19 protein-coding genes are annotated in these 17,504 nt (G+C 71.5%); 8 read left to right on the forward strand and 11 right to left on the reverse strand.

The window, feature by feature from the left end; genetic code table 11:
- The first annotated feature begins 45 nt into the window (after window positions 1–45).
- The 5 genes from NYP07_RS15405 to NYP07_RS15425 all read left to right on the forward strand — a co-directional run bounded on the left by NYP07_RS15405 (window position 46) and on the right by NYP07_RS15425 (window position 4,907).
- Window positions 46–1,008 (forward strand): SRPBCC family protein, encoded by a 963-nt coding sequence (locus NYP07_RS15405; RefSeq protein ID WP_268151903.1) that lies wholly within the window; start codon window positions 46–48, stop codon window positions 1,006–1,008.
- Between the two features lie 37 nt (window positions 1,009–1,045).
- Window positions 1,046–1,666: an ANTAR domain-containing response regulator gene (locus NYP07_RS15410; RefSeq protein ID WP_268151905.1), complete on the forward strand. Its 621-nt coding sequence runs from the start codon at window positions 1,046–1,048 to the stop codon at window positions 1,664–1,666.
- A 280-nt stretch (window positions 1,667–1,946) separates the two neighbouring features.
- Window positions 1,947–3,194 carry a CmpA/NrtA family ABC transporter substrate-binding protein gene (locus tag NYP07_RS15415; RefSeq protein ID WP_268151907.1) on the forward strand — a complete coding sequence of 416 codons (1,248 nt, stop codon included), beginning with the start codon at window positions 1,947–1,949 and terminating at the stop codon, window positions 3,192–3,194.
- 11 nt (window positions 3,195–3,205) lie between these two features.
- Window positions 3,206–4,105, forward strand: a complete 900-nt coding sequence (gene ntrB / locus NYP07_RS15420) for a nitrate ABC transporter permease (RefSeq protein WP_268151909.1) — start codon at window positions 3,206–3,208, stop codon at window positions 4,103–4,105.
- A gap of 4 nt (window positions 4,106–4,109) precedes the next feature.
- A complete protein-coding gene (locus tag NYP07_RS15425; RefSeq protein ID WP_268151910.1) occupies window positions 4,110–4,907 on the forward strand; it encodes an ABC transporter ATP-binding protein in 798 nt (265 codons plus the stop codon).
- On the opposite strand, the gene NYP07_RS15430 is transcribed toward NYP07_RS15425, so the two are convergent.
- The 10 genes from NYP07_RS15430 to NYP07_RS15475 form a co-directional block, all read right to left on the reverse strand.
- Window positions 4,886–5,695 (reverse strand): hypothetical protein, encoded by an 810-nt coding sequence (locus NYP07_RS15430; protein ID WP_268151912.1) that lies wholly within the window; start codon window positions 5,693–5,695, stop codon window positions 4,886–4,888. The two genes, NYP07_RS15425 and NYP07_RS15430, sit on opposite strands and share 22 nt — an antisense overlap.
- 72 nt (window positions 5,696–5,767) lie before the next feature.
- Window positions 5,768–7,210, reverse strand: coding sequence for a MocR-like pyridoxine biosynthesis transcription factor PdxR (gene pdxR, locus NYP07_RS15435; protein ID WP_268151914.1), 1,443 nt, complete (start codon window positions 7,208–7,210; stop codon window positions 5,768–5,770).
- Window positions 7,211–7,390: 180 nt separating this feature from the next.
- The gene (locus NYP07_RS15440) at window positions 7,391–8,482 is read right to left on the reverse strand and encodes a class I SAM-dependent methyltransferase (RefSeq protein WP_268151916.1); all 1,092 of its coding nucleotides are present in this window, start codon (window positions 8,480–8,482) and stop codon (window positions 7,391–7,393) included.
- Complete coding sequence (locus NYP07_RS15445) at window positions 8,479–10,548, reverse strand: putative bifunctional diguanylate cyclase/phosphodiesterase (RefSeq protein WP_268151918.1); 2,070 nt, start codon at window positions 10,546–10,548, stop codon at window positions 8,479–8,481. Before NYP07_RS15445 ends, NYP07_RS15440 begins: the two co-directional genes overlap by 4 nt.
- Window positions 10,545–11,315 carry a uracil-DNA glycosylase gene (locus NYP07_RS15450; protein ID WP_268151920.1) on the reverse strand — a complete coding sequence of 257 codons (771 nt, stop codon included), beginning with the start codon at window positions 11,313–11,315 and terminating at the stop codon, window positions 10,545–10,547. Before NYP07_RS15450 ends, NYP07_RS15445 begins: the two co-directional genes overlap by 4 nt.
- A gap of 85 nt (window positions 11,316–11,400) precedes the next feature.
- The gene (rimI, locus tag NYP07_RS15455) at window positions 11,401–11,883 is read right to left on the reverse strand and encodes a ribosomal protein S18-alanine N-acetyltransferase (protein WP_268151922.1); all 483 of its coding nucleotides are present in this window, start codon (window positions 11,881–11,883) and stop codon (window positions 11,401–11,403) included.
- Complete coding sequence (gene tsaB / locus NYP07_RS15460) at window positions 11,880–12,578, reverse strand: tRNA (adenosine(37)-N6)-threonylcarbamoyltransferase complex dimerization subunit type 1 TsaB (RefSeq protein WP_268151924.1); 699 nt, start codon at window positions 12,576–12,578, stop codon at window positions 11,880–11,882. The genes rimI and tsaB overlap by 4 nt, the downstream gene beginning before the upstream one ends.
- Before the next feature lie 58 nt (window positions 12,579–12,636).
- Window positions 12,637–12,840, reverse strand: coding sequence for a hypothetical protein (locus tag NYP07_RS15465; protein ID WP_268151926.1), 204 nt, complete (start codon window positions 12,838–12,840; stop codon window positions 12,637–12,639).
- Window positions 12,837–13,208: a GFA family protein gene (locus tag NYP07_RS15470; protein WP_268151928.1), complete on the reverse strand. Its 372-nt coding sequence runs from the start codon at window positions 13,206–13,208 to the stop codon at window positions 12,837–12,839. The genes NYP07_RS15465 and NYP07_RS15470 overlap by 4 nt, the downstream gene beginning before the upstream one ends.
- Before the next feature lie 343 nt (window positions 13,209–13,551).
- A complete protein-coding gene (locus NYP07_RS15475) occupies window positions 13,552–13,926 on the reverse strand; it encodes a VOC family protein (protein WP_268151930.1) in 375 nt (124 codons plus the stop codon).
- Between the two features lie 106 nt (window positions 13,927–14,032).
- Between NYP07_RS15475 and NYP07_RS15480 the strand changes: the two genes are divergently transcribed.
- Window positions 14,033–14,506 carry an Lrp/AsnC family transcriptional regulator gene (locus tag NYP07_RS15480; RefSeq protein WP_268151931.1) on the forward strand — a complete coding sequence of 158 codons (474 nt, stop codon included), beginning with the start codon at window positions 14,033–14,035 and terminating at the stop codon, window positions 14,504–14,506.
- 76 nt (window positions 14,507–14,582) lie between these two features.
- Window positions 14,583–15,269 carry a signal peptidase I gene (gene lepB / locus NYP07_RS15485; RefSeq protein ID WP_276597353.1) on the forward strand — a complete coding sequence of 229 codons (687 nt, stop codon included), beginning with the start codon at window positions 14,583–14,585 and terminating at the stop codon, window positions 15,267–15,269.
- Window positions 15,270–15,349: 80 nt separating this feature from the next.
- On the opposite strand, the gene NYP07_RS15490 is transcribed toward lepB, so the two are convergent.
- Window positions 15,350–16,630: a hypothetical protein gene (locus tag NYP07_RS15490; RefSeq protein ID WP_268151933.1), complete on the reverse strand. Its 1,281-nt coding sequence runs from the start codon at window positions 16,628–16,630 to the stop codon at window positions 15,350–15,352.
- Between the two features lie 457 nt (window positions 16,631–17,087).
- Here NYP07_RS15490 and NYP07_RS15495 point away from each other — a divergent pair.
- The coding region (locus NYP07_RS15495; RefSeq protein WP_268151935.1) for a hypothetical protein at window positions 17,088–17,504 on the forward strand (417 nt) is incomplete at its 3' end.

Genomic DNA, 17,504 nt, shown 5'->3' on the forward strand with positions numbered 1-17,504 from the left:
GCCCGGCCCCGGCCGGGCTTTCTTCCATCCAGACCCCGACAAGCGATGAGCGCCTTCTTCTTTGTGCTGGCCTTTCTGATCGTGGCGCTGTTCGTCTACATGGGCCGCTACAGCGGCCGCGTGCTGGCCAAGCACAGCCGCTTCATCGCGGTGCCGCCCGAAGCGGCGTACGAGCGCGTGGCCGACCTGGCGCAGTGGCAGGCCTGGAACCCCTGGCTGGAGCACGCACCGGCCGGCACGGGCGCCGAAGTCGACGGCACCACGCTGGCCTGGGACGTGGCCCACGTCGGCCGCGGCCGTGTGCGCCAGCTCGCGCAGACGCCTTCGCGCGCGCTGCGCCAGCGTCTCGACTTCGACCTGCCCTTCGCCTGCAAGGGCCGCTCGGACTGGCGCTTCGAGCCCGCGCCCGGCGGCACCCAGGTGAGCTGGCGCTTCAAGGGCCGCGTCGCCTTCACGCTGCGCGCCTTCGCCAAGACCGTGCAGGGGGCGACCAGCCTGGACCTGCGCTTCGGCCTCGACCGCCTCGCCGCCGTGCTGGAAAACCGCGCGCCCGACTACACGCTGGACTACGCCGGCCTGCAGGACCAGCCCGCGCGGCTGAGCGCCCAGGCGCCCTACCGCGGCCCGCTGGACACGCTGGCCGCCGAGCTGCCGCCGCGCATCGCCGACGTGCGCGCCAGGCTCGCCGCGGCCGGTCTGCCGGGCGAGGGCACGGCCGTCGTCCACTATCTGAAAACCCAGCTCAAGCTGCGCATCGTCGACTGCCGCGTCGGCGTCGAGCTGCCGTCCGACGCTGCCCTGCCGACTGAGCTGACGCTGCACGAGCAGCCCGCCCACCCGGCGTATCTGCTGCGCTTCGACGGCCCGGCCGAGCAACTCGAGATGGCCTGGTACCAGGCCATGCAGCGCCTGCGCGTCGAGCAGCGCCAGCCCGACCCGCGGCTGCCGCCCTATGCGCGCTACCTGGGCCCGCGCAGCGTCGAGCTCTACCTGCCCACGCGCCCCTGAGCACGGCCACGGCACGCTAATTGCACTGGCCTGGGGCATGAACACGCCCCAGCCCCTCTCCCTGCCCGGCCTGCGCGTGCTGCTGGCGGACGCCGGGCAGCGCCGCAGCCCCGTCATCCGCCTTGAGCTGATCCGGCTGCGCTGCCAGCTCGTCGACGTCATCGACCTCGTCGACCAGCCCGACTCGCTGGCCAAGGCCATGAAGGGCCTCGCGCCGCAACTGCTGCTGATCGACTGCGACCAGCCCAGCGCCGACCTGCTGGCCCAGCTCGCCCAGGCCCAGCAGCACCAGCCGCGCGCCGTCGCCCTCGTTGCCGAACAGATGGCGCCCGGGCAGATGCAGGCGGCCCTCCAGGCCGGCGTCAGCACGCTGCAGCTGGCCGGCCTGCCACCCCAGCGCCTGGGCGCGCTGCTGCAGCTGACGCTGGCCCGCTTCGACCGCGACCAGGCCCTGCTGCGCGAACTGCGCCACGCGCAGACCCAGCTCGCCGAACGCAAGCTCGTCGAGCGCGCCCGCGGCATCCTGATGCGCGAGCAGGGCCTCGACGAGGAGGCCGCCTTCCAGCGCCTGCGCCAGCTTGCGATGGACGGCGGGCAGACCATGGCCGCCGTGGCCACGCGCCTGATCGATGCGGCCGAGCTGCTGCGCCCGCGCTGAAACCGAACTGGGGCGCGGCGCACCAGCACGCGCGCACCGCCGGGGCACGGTGCGCCAGCCCTGTGCGAAGCCGGCCGGTCCGGGCATCCAACGGGCTGGCACGCAATCTGCTGAAACGGGATGAGGCCTGCAATGGCGCAGGCCTCTTGGGCCGGCCGGCTGATGAATCGGCCGGCGCTTCAGGACAACGGCGTCCGACCTCCCCTTTTGCCGCGCGGCCTTCGGCCGCCCGGCGAAGCCGGGTCGCGCCGTCGTTTCGCTTGCATTCCAGGAGCCCGTGATGACCTTCCGCGACCCCTCGCCCGCCACGCCCGACCCGACGCGCCGCCGCCTGCTGGCCGCCGCGGCCGCCCTGCCCGCCGCCACGATGACCGGCGGCGCCTGGGCCCAGGGCTCCGACAAGCCCGAGAAGGAAGAGGTGCGCATCGGCTTCATCCCGCTGACCGACTGCGCCAGCATCGTGATGGCTTCGGTGCTGGGCTTCGACAAAAAGTACGGCATCAAGATCATCCCCAGCAAGGAAGCCTCCTGGGCCGGCGTGCGCGACAAGCTCGTCAACGGCGAGCTCGACATGGCCCATGTGCTCTACGGCCTGGTCTATGGCGTGCACCTGGGCGTGGCCGGCCCGAAGAAGGACATGGCCGTGCTGATGACGCTGAACCGCAACGGCCAGGCCATCACGCTGTCGAAGAAGCTGGCCGAGGCCGGCGCGGTGGACGGCGCCTCGCTCGCCAGGCTCATGGCCCGGGACAAGCGCGACTACAGCTTCGCGCAGACCTTCCCCACCGGCACGCATGCGATGTGGCTCTACTACTGGCTCGCGGCCCACGGCGTGAACCCGATGAAGGACGCCAAGGTCATCACCGTGCCGCCGCCGCAGATGGTGGCGAATATGCGCGTGGGCAATATGGACGGCTTCTGCGTCGGCGAGCCCTGGGGCCACCGCGCCATCATCGACGGCATCGGCATCACGGCCACGACGACGCAGGACATCTGGCCCGAGCATCCCGAGAAGGTGCTGGGCACCACCGGCGACTTCGCCCGGAAGTACCCCAACACCGCGCGCGCCGTCATCATGGCCGTGCTGGAGGCCAGCCGCTGGATCGACGCCAGCCTGTCCAACAAGCAGAAGATGGCCGAGACCATCGCCGACAAGGCCTATGTCAACACCGGCGTCGACGCGATCAACCAGCGCATCCTGGGCCGCTACCAGAACGGCCTGGGCAAGACCTGGGACGACCCGCGCCACATGAAGTTCTTCGACGACGGCGCGGTCAACTTCCCCTATCTGTCCGACGGCATGTGGTTCCTGACCCAGCACAAGCGCTGGGGCCTCATCAAGGACCACCCCGACTACCTCGGCACCGCCAAGGCCATCAACCAGACGGCGCTCTACACCCAGGCCGCCAGCGCGCTCAAGGTCAGCGTGCCCAGGGACGCCATGCGCAGCTCCAGGCTGCTGGACGGGCTGGTGTGGGACGGCAAGGACCCCGCCAAGTACGCCGACAGCTTCAAGGTCAAGGTTTGAGGAACAAGGACATGGTCTCCGCCGTCTTCCACTCGCCGCGCGACGCCGTCGCCCTTCCCTCCGGCAGCGCGCCCGCGCCCGCCAGCCGCCCGGCCGCGGTGCCCGAAGCCCGGCCCCGGCCGCCACGCCGCGCCATCGACTGGCAGGCCATCGCGCTGCGCGTGCTGCCGCCCGTGCTCAGCCTCGCGCTGCTGCTGGGCCTCTGGGCCCTGGCCACGCAGAAGGGCGGCAGCTTCCCGACGCCGGCCCAGACCTGGGAGGCCGCCACCCAGCTCTTCGCCGACCCCTTCTACCGCAAGGGCCCGAACGACGTCGGCATCGGCTGGAACATCCTGAACTCGCTGGGCCGCGTCGGCGTGGGCTTCGGGCTCGCGGCCCTGGTCGGCATCCCACTGGGCTTCGTCGTCGGCCGCTTCGAGTTCGCGAACCGCATGGTCTCGCCGCTGATCGCGCTGCTCAAGCCGGTGTCGCCGCTGGCCTGGCTGCCCATCGGCCTGCTGGCCTTCAAGAGCGCCAACCCGGCCGCGATCTGGACCCTCTTCATCTGCTCGATCTGGCCCATGGTGGTCAACACCGCCGTCGGCGTACAGCGCGTGCCGACCGACTACCTGAACGTCGCCCGCGTGCTGCGCCTGAGCGAGTGGCGCGTCATCACGCGCATCCTGCTGCCGGCCGTGCTGCCCTATGTGCTGACCGGCGTGCGCCTCTCCGTGGGCACGGCCTGGCTGGTCATCGTCGCGGCCGAGATGCTGACCGGCGGCGTCGGCATCGGCTTCTGGGTCTGGGACGAGTGGAACAACCTCAACGTGGCCCACATCATCATCGCCATCTTCGTCATCGGCATCGTCGGGCTGCTGCTCGAATGGGCGTTGATGGCCCTGGCCCGCCACTTCACTTTCGATGAGGACTGACGTCATGAAACCTTTCATCCAGGTCCAGGACGCCGACATGGTGTTCAACTCCCGCAAGGGGCGCTTCCATGCGCTGCGGGGCATCAATCTCGACGTGCAGCGCGGCGAGTTCATCTCGCTGATCGGCCACTCGGGCTGCGGCAAGTCCACGCTGCTGAACCTGATCGCCGGCCTGCTGCAGCCCAGCGAGGGCGCGCTGATCTGCGACGGCCGCGAGATCGCCGCGCCCGGGCCGGAACGCGCCGTCGTGTTCCAGAACCACTCGCTGCTGCCCTGGCTGACCTGCCTGGAGAACGTGCTGCTGGCCGTGGAGTCCGTCTTCGGCCGCAGGGAGCCCGGCGTGCGCCTGCACCTGCGCGCCCGCGCCGCTCTGGAGCTGGTGGGCATGAACCACGCGCTGCACAAGCGCCCGCACGAGATTTCCGGCGGCATGAAGCAGCGCGTCGGCATCGCCCGGGCGCTGGCGATGGAGCCCAAGGTGCTGCTGATGGACGAGCCCTTCGGCGCGCTGGACGCGCTGACCCGTGCGCGGCTGCAGGACGAGCTGCTCAAGATCGTCGCGCGCACGCAGAGCACGGTGGTCATGGTCACGCACGACGTGGACGAGGCCGTGCTGCTGAGCGACCGCATCGTCATGATGACCAACGGGCCGGCGGCCACCATCGGCGAGATCCTCGACGTCGGCATCCCGCGGCCGCGCGTGCGCGTGGAGCTGGCCGAGGACGCGCGCTATGTGGCGGCGCGCAAGCAGGTCATCGACTTCCTCTACACCCGCCACGCTCACGTCGAGCAGGCGGCCTGACCGACCATGCCGAAATAGCGCTCGAAGGACGCGTCCACCGCGGCACGCCCGCGGCCGATGATGTTCAGGCCCCAGGTGAAGCCGTAGACGTCGTCGAAGGCCAGGCCGCGCAGCCGCGCCTGCGTCTCCCTGACCAGCGCCGGCCGCGCCGGCACATGGTTGGGCACGCTGTACATGAAGCTCACATGGCGCCGGTCCTGCGCCACGTGCAGCGCGTCGCCGGCCAGCAGCAGCGCGCGCCTGCCGCCCTGCCAGTGCAGCACCGTGCTGCCGGGGAAGTGGCCCGGGCAGCGCAGCAGCGTCGCGCCGCGGCCCAGGTCCAGCGTGTCGCCGCGCCAGAACTCCAGCCAGCGCGAGCTGCGGCTGACCCACTGGCGGTCGTTCTCGTGCACATAGACGGGCACGCCGCCCAGGGCCTCGCTCCAGCGCACCATGGCCGAATAGAAATGCGGGTGCGAGATGCAGATGCGCTCGACGCCGCCGCGCCGCTTCAGCTCGGCCACCGCCGCCGGCGTGACCAGGGCCGTGCTCTCCCACAGCAGGCCGGCCTCGGGCAGGTGCAGCGCGCGCTGCGGGATCGCGAAATTGGGCGCGACGCCGATGCCGAACAGGCCCTGGTCCATCTCCAGCCGGTTGCGGTGCGTGGCGGCCAGTTCCTCGTGCGTCGTCCAGGCCTGGCCCTGCCAGCCGACGTACTGGCGCTCGTCGGTGCAGATGGGGCAGAGCATCGGGGGGCGCGGACGGTCTTCGTGCTCGCTGCCGCAGGTGCGGCAGATGAAATGGGGCATGGGGTTCTCGGTGACTGCGACGCGCCAGCGTAGGCAGGCCGCCCCTGCCATCACAGAGCCAAGTTCGCCAAGTCAGAGGGTGCCAAGCACCTCGGCCAAGCGCCGCACGGCCTCGGGGATGCGCGCCGCGCCGATCGCGCCGTAGCCGAAGACCAGGCCGTCCACGCCTTCGGCGGCGAGGCGGTAGCGGCTCAGCGGCTCCACGCCGACGCCGGCGCTCCAGGCGCGCTGCGCCAGCGCCGCGCAGTCGACCGGCAGCGCCGCGGCCAGGTGCAGGCCGGCGATGGCCGGGTAGATGTCGGCCCGCGCGCCCAGCTGCTGCCTGAGGCTGTGCTCCAGCGCGCGCCGCCGCTCGGCGTACTCGGCCCGCATGCGCCGCACATGGCGCAGCAGATGGCCTTCGGCGATGAAGTCGGCCACGGCCATCTGCATCAGGGCCGGCGCGGCGAAGTCGGTCGCCTGCCGGGCCGCGATGAGGGCTTCGCGGGCCCAGGCCGGCGCGACGATGAAGCCGATGCGCAGCACCGGCAGCATGCTCTTGGACAGCGTGCCGACGTAGAACACGCGGCCGTCGCGGTCCAGTGTCTTCAGCGCGTCCAGCGGCCGCGGCGTGAAGCGGAACTCGCCGTCGTAGTCGTCCTCGACGATGACGGCCTGCTCGCGCGCCGCCCAGTTGAGCAGTTCGCGCCGCCGCGCCAGCGACAGCGCCACGCCGAGCGGAAACTGGTGCGACGGCGTCACGCAGACGATGCGCGCACCGGCCGGCAGCGCGTCGACGACAAGGCCCTCGCGGTCCACCGGCACCGGCGCGAGCCGCGCGCCGGACGCGGCCAGCGCGGCGCGCAGCGGCGGATAGCCCGGGTCCTCGACGGCGGCCAGCGTGCGCCCCGGCGCGACGAGCACGCGCGCGATCAGGTCGAAGGCCTGCTGGGCGCCGGCCGTGATGATGACGTCGTCCGCCGTGCAGGCCACCGCGCGCGCGGACGACACATGGCCGGCGATCGCCTCGCGCAGCGCCGGCAGGCCCTGCGGGCGCGAGTAGCGCGCCGGCTCGCGGGCCACCGCCTGCAGCGCGCGCGTCTGCAGCCGGCGCAGCACGTCGAAGGGGAAGCTCGCGATGTCGGGCGTGCCGGTCATGAAGCGCCAGGCCGGCGCCGGGCCGCGGCTGGCCGGCGGCGGCATGACGGCGAGCTCGCCGCGCAGCCAGGGGCTGTCCGCCCAGGGCGCGACGCTGGCGCGGTCCGACACCTGCACCACGGCCCGCGGCAGCTCGGCGACGAAGCTGCCCGCGCCGCCGCGCGACTCCAGCCAGCCTTCGGACGCCAGCAGCTCGTAGGCCGCCACGGCCGTGTTGCGCGACACGCCCACCTGCGCCGCGAGCTCGCGCGACGACGGCAGGCGCAGCCCCGGCGCGAGCCGGCCGCCGGCGATGGCCTCGCGCAGGGCCGCATGCAGGCTGGCCAGGCGCGAGCCGCGCGCGGCGATGTGCAGATCGAGTTCGAGGCTGGGAAGCATTTCGCCGGCCAGCCAGCCTCAGAGCTTGAGAGTTTTTCGGCCGTGCCCGAAAGGCGCGTCAAAACGCCGCCGATCTAGGCGCAAAGCACAGCCATGGCTCGGGCTATGGCGAGCATTTGCAACGACGAGCGGGGGTGTTTTGGCGTGCAAGGCGGGCATGGGTGAAAGACTCTCAAGCTCTCAGAGCTTGTGCGATCGGTCTCCGCGCTCGAAACCCAGCGCGTCGAAGGGTGCGCTCAGCGGCGCGAAGCCGATCACCTTGAACAGCTCGCCCATCTCGTGCTCGGCCAGCAGGCGGTGGGCCATCGCGCGCTCGCCCAGCGAGGCGCCGGCCAGCAGGTCGGCAATGCCGCAGTTGAGCAGGAAATTGGCCTGGCTGGTATAGCCCAGCACGACGAGGCCGGCGTCCTGGCCGGCCAGCGCGATGCCGGTGAAGTTGACGTGGGCCGTGATGTCCTTGTCGCCCACGGCCACCAGCGGGTCGGGGTCGGCCATATGGCCCTGGTGGCACATCAGCGTGCCGCCGAGGCGCTGCGGGTGGTAATACTCGGCCTCGGGGAAGCCGTAGTCGATGAAGAAGGCCGCGCCGCACTTCAGCCGCCGCGCCAGCGTGCGCACGAAGGCCTCGGCCTGGGGGTGGATCTCGGTGACGGTGCCGGGCACGAAGCCGCCGTGTCCCGGATCTTGCAGCGGCGGGCGCAGCCTGCTGTCGCGGTCCTCGAACGCGAAGCCCGCGCCCGCGCCGACGACGCCGCGCTCGCGCCAGGCCTGGCCGTCGAAGGCGATCAGCTGCACCGGCATCGCATCCAGCACCTCGTTGCCGACGACGACGGCCTCGATCTCGTCGGGCAGCTCGTCCAGCCACTCGACGCGGTCGCGCCAGTGCGCGAGGCGCTCGCGCTGGCGCCCGCGCAGCTCGGCCGACAGCTCGACGATGCGGTAGCGCGCCAGCCCCGCACCCAGCGCATCCAGCTCGGCGATGAGCTGGGCGGCGAGCGCGCCCGAGCCGGCGCCGAACTCCATCAGGTCGCGGCAGCCGCTGGCGTCCATGGCCTGGGCCAGCTGGCGGGCCAGCGCGCGGCCGAACAGCGGCGACATCTCGGGCGCCGTGACGAAGTCCGAGCCCTCGCTGGGCATGGTGCCGAACTTGCGCCGGCCGCCCGCGTAATAGCCCTGGCCGGGCGCGTAGAGGGCCGTGGCCATGAACCGATCGAAGGCCAGCCAGCCCCCGGCCGAGGCGATCTCGGCATGCAGCTTGTCGACAAGGTTCATCTGGCCTTCACCCAGGCTTCGAAATCGGGCGCGGACATCGGCGCGCCCACCAGCTCACCCTGGAACTGCTGGCAGCCCCAGCCGGCCAGCAGCTGCCACTGCGCGGCGCTGCGCACGCCCTCGGCCGTGACGGTCAGGCCCAGGCCCACGGCCATCTGCACGATGGCGCGCGTGATGGCCTGGGCGCCGACGTCGTCGGGCAGGCGGGCGACGAAGCTCTGGTCGATCTTGAGCTTGTCCAGCGGCAGCTCGGTCAGGTGGGCGAGCGAGGTGTAGCCGGTGCCGAAGTCGTCGACCGACACGGTCAGGCCCAGCGCGCGCAGCTGGGCCAGCGTGGCCGGCGCATGCTCGATGTCGTCGATCAGCATGCGCTCGGTCAGCTCCAGCTCCAGCCACTGGCCCTGGGCGCCGGAGTCGTCCAGCACGCGCCTGACCGTGTCGGCAAAGCCGTCGAGGTGGAACTGCATGCGCGACAGGTTGACGGCGATGCGCATCGGCCCGTGGCCGTGGGTCAGCTTCTGCTCGCGCCAGCGCCGCGCGGTCCCGGCGGCCTCGCGCAGCACCCATTCGCCCAGGGCCAGCATCAGCCGGTGGCGCTCGGCGACGAAGATGAAGGCGTCGGGGCCGAGCAGGCCGCGCTGCGGATGGCGCCAGCGCAGCAGCGCCTCGGCGCCCGAGAGCTGGCCGGTCGTCGCCTCCACCTGGGGCTGGAAGAACAGCTCGAACTCGTTGCGCGTCAGGCCCTGGGCCAGTTCGGCCTCCAGCACCAGGTCGGCATAGGCCGTCTCGGCCAGCGCCGGCTCGAAGAACTGGTAGGTCGCGCGGCCGCGGGCCTTGGCGCGGTACATGGCCGTGTCGGCATGCTGGATGAGCTCGTCGGCCTGGCGGCCGTCATCAGGGTAGACGGCCACGCCGATGGAGGGCGTGACCGACAGCGCGCGGCCGTCGGCCTTGACCGGCACCTCGACGACGGACAGCAGGGCCTCCAGCACCACCTTGATGTCGGCGCGGCTGTTCAGGTCGGTCAGCAGCACGACGAACTCGTCGCCGCCGAAGCGGCCCACCAGGTCGCTGGCGCGCAGCGCGCTGACGAGGCGCTCGGACACCGTCGTCAGCACCTGGTCGCCCTCGAGGTGGCCCAGCGAGTCGTTGACGCGCTTGAAGTTGTCCAGGTCGATGAAGAGCAGGGCCAGCGTCTCGCCCTTGCGCTCGGCATGGCGCAGCAGCAGGGCCATGCGGTCCATGAAGGCGGCGCGGTTGAGCAGGCCGGTCAGCGCGTCGTGGTGGGCCAGGTGCTGGATGCGGGCCTCGCTGGCGAGGCGGTCGCGGATGTCGCGCACGATGGTCATGCGCAGCTTCTCGCCGTCGCGCTCGATGGTGCGCACGATGAACTCGACCGGGATGCGCGTGCCGTCCTTGTGCAGCACGGCCGTCTCGTAGCGCACCTCGCGCTCCTGGCGCATGACGTCCTTGACCTTGGGCAGCTCGTCCTCGGCGATGAAGGACAGCACGTGGCGCCCGATCATCTCCTCGGGCGCGTAGCCCACGAGCTCGCAGCAGGGCGGGTTCACGTCGGTCGTGTAGCCGTCCTTGTGGAACAGGATGCCCTCGACCGTGGCCTGCATGAACTTGCCCAGCCGCGCCTCGGACTCGCGCACCTGGCGCTCGGCCAGGCGGTGCTTGGTGATGTCGTTGATCAGCACGCAGCTGGCCACCGGCTCGCCGTCCTCGCCGAGCTGGGGGATGAGGTGGACCTCGATCCAGCGCGGCTTGCCATCGGCCTCGGGCAGCTCGCGCTCGTAGCTGACGGCCACGCGCTCGGACAGCACCTTGTCGACGGCCGGCTGGATCAGCGCCTCGGCCTGCGGGCCGATGACCTCGCCGAAGGTCTTGCCCAGGATGTTCTGCTCGGTCAGGCCGAAGGCGCTCGCATAGCCGCGGTTGGCGAACAGGCAGAGGTTGGTGCGGGCGTCGTAGAGGGCGATCCAGGCCGGCAGGTAGTCGGCCAGCAGCTTGAAGCGCGCAGCCTCCAATGCCCGCGCCGCGAGGTCGTCGGCGGCGCTCATGTCTTGGAGGTCTCGCGGGCCAGACACAGGTCGTCCCAGGCACCGGCCTTGTCCGCCGGCGAACGCAGAAGATAGGCCGGATGGTAGGTGACGACCAGGGGCAGGTCACGCCAGCGGTGCACCTGGCCGCGCAGCCGGCCCAGCGGCTCGCCGGCCGCGTCCGGGCCGACCAGGCGGCGCGCCGCCTGCAGGCCCAGGGCCAGCACGAGGCGGGGCTGCAGCAGCTCTGCCTGGCGGGCCAGCACGGCCTCGCAGGCGTCCAGCTCGGCCGGCTGCGGCGCGCGGCCGCGCGGCGGGCGGCATTTGACGATGGGGGTCACGAAGGCGCTCGCGCCCTCGCCCGCGCGGGACTGCCCGGCCGCCGCCAGCATGCGGTCCAGCAGCCGGCCGGCCTCGCCGCTGAAGGGCTCGCCCGCCGCGTCGTCGGCCTCGTCGGCGGGGTCGCTGACGACCAGCCACTGCGCGCTCTGCAAGGCGCCGGCACCGAAGACGGCGTTGCGGCGCTGCTCGCACAGGCCGCAGCCGCGGCAGGCCGACACGGCCTCGCGCAGCGCCGGCAGGTCCAGGCCGGCGAAGCCGGACGGCAGGGCCGGCGCCGGCGCCGGAGCCGGCACCACCACGCGCACGATGGCGGGCGGCGGCGCGGCGACGACGATGGGTTCGGGCTCGACCTCGGGCTCCGGCTCGGGCGCCACGGCACGGCTCACGGCCGGCAGCCGGAAGCCCATCTCGGCCAGCATCGCGCGCTGACGTGCGTCCCAGGTCATTTGAGCCCCTCGTCCGACGAATACATCGGCCGATCCCCCGGGGGGATGTCGGAGCGGCTTGGGGCGGCCCGGCGCTCGCTCCGGTTCATGCCGCCACCATCAGGCTCATCAGCAGCGCGTCCTCGCGCGGGCCCTGCGGCACCGGGTAGTAGGCGCGGCGCCGGCCCACCTCCGAGAAGCCGTAGCGCAGGTAGACGGCGCGCGCGCGCTCGTTGCTGGCGCGCACCTCCAGCCACAGCTGGGTCAGGCCGCGCTGGCGGCAGGCGTTCACGAGGCGGTCCAGCATGACGACGGCGAGGCCGCGCCCCCGCCAGGCCGGCACGACGGTGATGTTGAGCAGGTGCAGCTCGTCCACGCCCGGCATGGCCACCCAGTAGCCCAGCAGCTCGGCGCGCGGGCCGCGCAGCACCTCGGCCGGGTAGCCGGCAGCCAGCGAGTCGACGAAGTTGCCATGCGTCCACGGCACCGGGTAGGCCAGGCGCTCGGCGGCCATGACCTCGGTCAGGTCCGGCAGGCGCATGCAGGCGGCCTCCCAGGGCGGCAGGCTGGGCTTGACGATGGCGTTCATGCCCGCGCCCCCTTGGCGTCTTCGCGCTCGGCCGTCGTCAGCGCGACCTTGTCGCGCACATAGACCGGCAGCGCCTCGGCCGCATCGCGGACCTCGCCGCGCCGCCAGGCCGCCAGCGCCAGCGCGGCCAGCGCCCGCGCGCGCGACCGGGCCTGCGGCCAGGCGGACGCCGGCAGCTCGCCCAGCGCCGCCGCGTACTCGGCCAGCGCCGTGCCGGCCACCGCGGCCGGCCGGCCCCAGTGCGCGGCCAGCGCCTCGGGCTTGTAGAGGGCCGGGGCGTCGGCCACCTGCCAGGCCGCGTCGGCCCAGCGATAGTGCGCGGCGTAGATCTCGCCGATGCGCGCGTCCATCGCCACCCAGACATCGTCGCCCGCGCCCTGGGCACGCGCGTCCTCGGCCACCAGCATCAGGCTGTCGACGGCCAGCACGGGCCTGGACAGGCCGAAGGCCAGGCCCTGGGCCACCGCGCAGGCCGTGCGCAGGCCGGTGAAGGCGCCGGGCCCCTGGCCGAAGGCGATCGCGTCCAGGTCCGCCATCTTCAGGCCCGCGCCGGCCAGCAGTGCCTTGATCTCGGGCAGCATGCGCGCCGAGGCCTGGGCACCGCCCTGGGCCTCGAACACCGCCGTCTGCCCTGGCGTCACGAGGGCCAGGGCCATCGTCTCGGTGGAGCTGTCAACGGCAAGCAGAACGGGCATCGGGTCAGTGTAGCGTCGGGGGTCATGGCCCCTCACTGGACCCACCCCTATCGACACCTCAGCGCCGCAGGAAATAGGGCAGCGCCGCCAGCCCCACGCCGACGCCCACCAGCAGCCAGGCGTTGACGATGAAGTAGGGGAACACCATCAAGCCCAGGCCGCAGAGCAGCGGCACCACGGCGCCCTGCTTCTTGCCGTAGATGAAATAGCCCAGGCCCAGCGAGCCGAACGCCACGCCCCAGAGCAGCAGGGATGCATTCATTCCGGAAGCTCGTCAAAGAATTTCCAGCTGTTGGCGCCATCGAACCTGCGCACCTTGACGGCCGCGATGAGCTCGGGATCGAAGTTGCCCAGGTGGACGCCGTGCCTGGCGCCCGGCGCGGCATCGATCGGCTCCCAGTGCGTGACACAGCCGCAGGTCCGGCAGCGAATCGTGCGCAGCGTCTTGTCGCCCTGGACGTAGCCGGTCGTGTTCTCGGGGTGGCCTTCGATGCGGACCGTGCCGAACTCGAAGTAGACCCAAGGCCCGCCGATGCGGCGGCACAGCGAGCAGTTGCAGGACGTCGCCACCTCGGGCGTGGACGGAAGCGTCAGCTTGACGGCGCCGCAGTGGCAGCTGCCTTGGTGCATGGGTGCGTCTCTCTGAAAAACATGGGCGTCGCGGCGGCGGTGGTTGCGAGATCCAGCGGGGCGGCGCGCGGCGCTGGACGGGGGCAAAGCGCCCCCTGCATGGCGCATCGGGCGACGTTCGCCGGCGTCTCGATGCTATAGCCGTCCAGGTCTTGGCGCAGCGCGCCGAAACGGTCTCGCTGATGTCGGGCCGCGGGCGCCGTGAGAGGCAGTCAGCGCCAGCACCGGCGTCGTCAGCGAAGGGCTGCTGCAAGGATTTGCGCATGCGATCGTTCCGCGCCTTGCCAACGGCGCTCCTCCCGCGCACCAGCATAGGGGTGCCGGCACGCGGACTCGCCAGACATCAGGCAGCGTTCGTCAGCACCTCGATCCTGTGGCCGTCCAGGTCGTGGAACATCGCGCCGAAATAGGTCTCGCTGATGTCGGGACGCAGGCGCGGCGAGAAGATGTCCTGTGCACTCGCCCCCAGCGCCGTCGCATGCGCGGCCGCGACGGCCTCGCGCCCCGGGGCGCCGAGCGCGACATGGGCGCCGCGCGCAGCCACCGCCTCGGCCTCGGGCACCGGGTAGAGGAAGAAGCACCAGCGCTGCGGCGTGCCGAACGCGGCCTCGCCGCCGGTGTCGCGCAGCAGCTGCAGGCCCAGCGGCGCCAGCACGCGGCTGTAGAAGGCCACCGCTTCGGCATAGCGCCGCGTGCCGAGGGAGACATGGTCGATCATCGGGATTCCTGGGTTGTGGACTGCAGCCACCATGCTAGGAAGCCCGCCCCGAGGAATTGCGGCAAGATGCGCCGCCCCGACGCGGTTTGGCCGCAATCTCCATCGCATGACCGACCTCGACCGCTTCGACCGCCAGTTGCTCAACCTCGTGCAGCAGGACGCCGCGCTGACCGCCGGGCAGCTGGCCGAACGGGTCAGCCTGTCGCCGTCGGCCATCCAGCGCCGGCTCAAGCGCCTGCGCGAGCAGGGCGTCATCCTGCGCCACGTGGCCGTGCTGGAGCCGGCCCGCGTCGGCCGCGCGATGAGCTTCGTCGCGGCGCTGCAGGTCGAGAGCGAGCGCGCCGACCGGATGGCCGCGCTGCGCGCCTGGATCGCCGCCGAGCCGCGCGTGCAGCAGGCCTTCTACGTGACCGGCGAGGCCGACTTCATCCTCGTCGTGACGGCGGTCGACGCCGAGGCCTACGAGGCGCTGATGGCCCGGCTGCTGGCCGACAACCCGAACGTGCGCCGCTACACGACCAGCGTCGCGATGGCCGTGCTCAAGCGCGGGCTGGAGCTGCCGGTGCCGCTGGACCCCTGATCCCCGCCATTCGCGCGCCCCGGCCCGCCATTCGCCCGCCCGGCCGCCGGCCCGCCGCTGCGCCCAGCATGGCGGCATGGACATCCGACACACCCTCAAGGCCAACCGCGGCTTCATCCTCTTCCTGTTCAGCTTCGCGCTGCTGCGCACGGCGGTGGCGGACTGGAACCCCATCCCCACGGCCTCGATGCGGCCGACGCTGCTGGAGGGCGACGTCGTGCTCGTCAACCGGCTGGCCTACGACCTGAAGCTGCCGCTGACCGATGTCGTGCTGCTCCGCTTCAGCGAGCCGCAGCGCGGCGACGTCGTCACGCTGAACTCGCCGGCCGACGGCACGCGCCTCATCAAGCGCGTCGTCGGGCTGCCGGGCGACCGCATCGCGATGCACGACGACGTGCTGGTGCTGAACGGCCAGCCGCTGGCCTACCGCGGCGCCACGACGCGCGGCGAGACGCTGGCGCCGGGCTGGGTGGTCGACGCGGTGCGCGCGACCGAGGACCTCGAAGGCCGGCCGCACCCGGTGCAGTTCCTGCGCGGCACCGCGGCGCGGCGCGATTTCGACGAGATCACCGTGCCGGCCGGCCAGTATTTCGTGCTCGGCGACAACCGCGACAACAGCGCCGACTCAAGGGTCATCGGCACCGTGCCGCGCGAGAAGCTGATCGGCCGCGCCCACCATGTGCTGGTGTCGGCCGATTGGCTGGGCGAGGACGGCTGGCGGCTGGCGCCGCGCTTCGGGCGCTGGGTGTCGGCGATTTTGTGATCACAAGGAAACGCCGGGCCGCCCCAAGTTTCCTTGCCCCCGCGGGGGGCGGGCCGGGCGCAGCCCGGCCCTGGGGGCGCTCAGAACCCGTGCCGCGCGCGCAGCGCGTCCAGTTCGGCCTGCACCGCCGCCAGGCCGCCATTGCCGTAGAGCACCAGGATGCGTTCCTGGCTGATGTTGGCCAACACCGGGTTGCGGAACTGGGTGTTGTAGACGGCCGCATTCGCGGGATCGAAGCCATAGCGCGGCGCGAGCCTGGCGATCAGCAGGGCCGCGTCGCCGGCGGCCGGGATCGAGAACGTGAAGTCGCCGTCCGACAGGTTGTGGATGGTGTACTCGGCGAGCAGGTTGGTCTGGCCGGCGCCGATCAGGTCCAGGCCATCGGCCAGCCTGCGCAGCGGCGGCAGGTGGAAGCCCTTGGCGTCCTGCACGAGATAGCCGGCGGCCACCGGGTCGAGCTGGGCCAGGATGCCGGCCGCCCGCAGCCAGGCCACGACCTTGAACTCGTTGCCCAGCGTCGGGCTGCTGTGGGCCGAGGCCTGGGCGATGACGAAGGCGGGCGGCAGGCCGCGCTTCATCGACTCGGCGATGCCGAGGACGTGATGGCCGCCGGTGGCCGAGCCATTGGCCGGCGTGCCGCCGAAGGACAACTCCTTGAACTCGGAGCCGTCGGCCGCCCACTGGAACACCAGGGTCTTGGCCCAGTCGTGCCAGATCGGCGCGGCGATGATCACGTCCTGGTCGATGAAGAAGGGCGAGCGCATCCAGCCGGCGGCCTCGTCGTCGTCGTGGCCATGCTCCTCGCCGGCCTCGACGCCGCGATAGCTCCTGCGGTAGCCGGCGGCCAGGCCCAGGCCGGCGCGCAGGTTGTTGGCCTCGTGGATGGGCAGGCCACCCGGGTAGCCGTGGTGGCTGGCGAAGGCGCTGCCGGGCGCCGAGTCGAAGGCCATCGGCAGGCGCGGGCAGGCCGTCTGCGCGTCCAGCACCGGCGGGAAGACGCCGGCGCTCAGCCCGCCGGGAAAGCTCGCATCGTCCGCAGGGTTGACGAGGCTGGCCGCCGCCAGCTTGGCCAGCAGCGCTGCCTTCGTCGCATCGTCGACGCCCACGCGGGAACGCACGCAGAAACCGCGATTGCCCAGCAGGTCCAGCGTGGCCTCGCGCAGCGCGCGGTTCCTGATCTGTCGCGCCTGCCGCAGCAGGAACTCATGGGCCTCGCGCACACGCGGCGATGCGGCGGCGGTCTGGTCGGCCTGCGCATTGCCGGCGCCCGGCAGCGTCTGGTCGACCGCATGGGCCTGCAAGGCAGCGGCGCCAAGCGCGGCCGCGACGAGGGTGGAAAGGGCAGCGCGCGCCAGGGTCATGGGGGGTCTCCGGGGGGAATGCGGTCTAACGGACTATGCGCAGGTCGTGTGACAGGCTGTGCAGGGCGGAAGGATGCCGTTTGGCGCAGGGGCGTCGGGCCGGTGAGCGTTGTTGCGCGTCACTACGCGGGCGTGAGTGAATCGGTGGCGATCGAGTTCCGAGTGATTCGGCGCAAGAGCAGCTGAGCGCGTTGCGTTGTCGGCAAAACGACGGGCATCTGTGCAGCGAGAGCGGGCGTTCAACGATCCTGGCTCTGACGTCCGCTCGCGGCCAGGAACGGGCTTTAGCGAATGACGACTATTGGGCCTCCGACTCGCTCGGCCATCCGCTAGGGCTATCCGTGCCGCGTCCAAGCGTCAGGCCTTGCACTGATCGCTGCTAGCGTACCGCGTGCTCAAATGTTGTGCAGAAATCGATAACGCCCCGCACACAGAACGTTAGCCCTCTGAGGAACTTATGCCGACAGTCATCGAGGCGATTCTTGACGACGTAGTGGAAACCAAGACTGCGTCCAATGGTCCGCCGTTCGCTGCAACCTTTGACTATGCGACAGAGATCGTCAAGCGCGATGCGGCGGCGGCGAAGTGGAAGACGATGGATGAAGCGGCTCGTTCGCCTCACAAGGACAAGCTAGAGAATTTCTTTGTTCACGAGGGTGTTGCCGACCTCAAGTCCCATGAAGGGTTGCAGGCCAAGAGCCTGCACTTATTGCGGAGTGAGATCTCGCAGCAAGTCTCGACGTCTAACCCACTAAAACTCCTTGTGGTTGAAGAGTTGCACTTTTCGTCCGCGCTGGTTGAACTGCTGGAGAACGTTGAGAACACCGAACATATTCGTGATCTCTACAGGTTGCGCAAGCGAACGTCAGGCAAA

Origin of the sequence: Pelomonas aquatica (assembly GCF_026712205.1) — a bacterium.
Lineage (GTDB): Bacteria > Pseudomonadota > Gammaproteobacteria > Burkholderiales > Burkholderiaceae_C > Pelomonas > Pelomonas aquatica.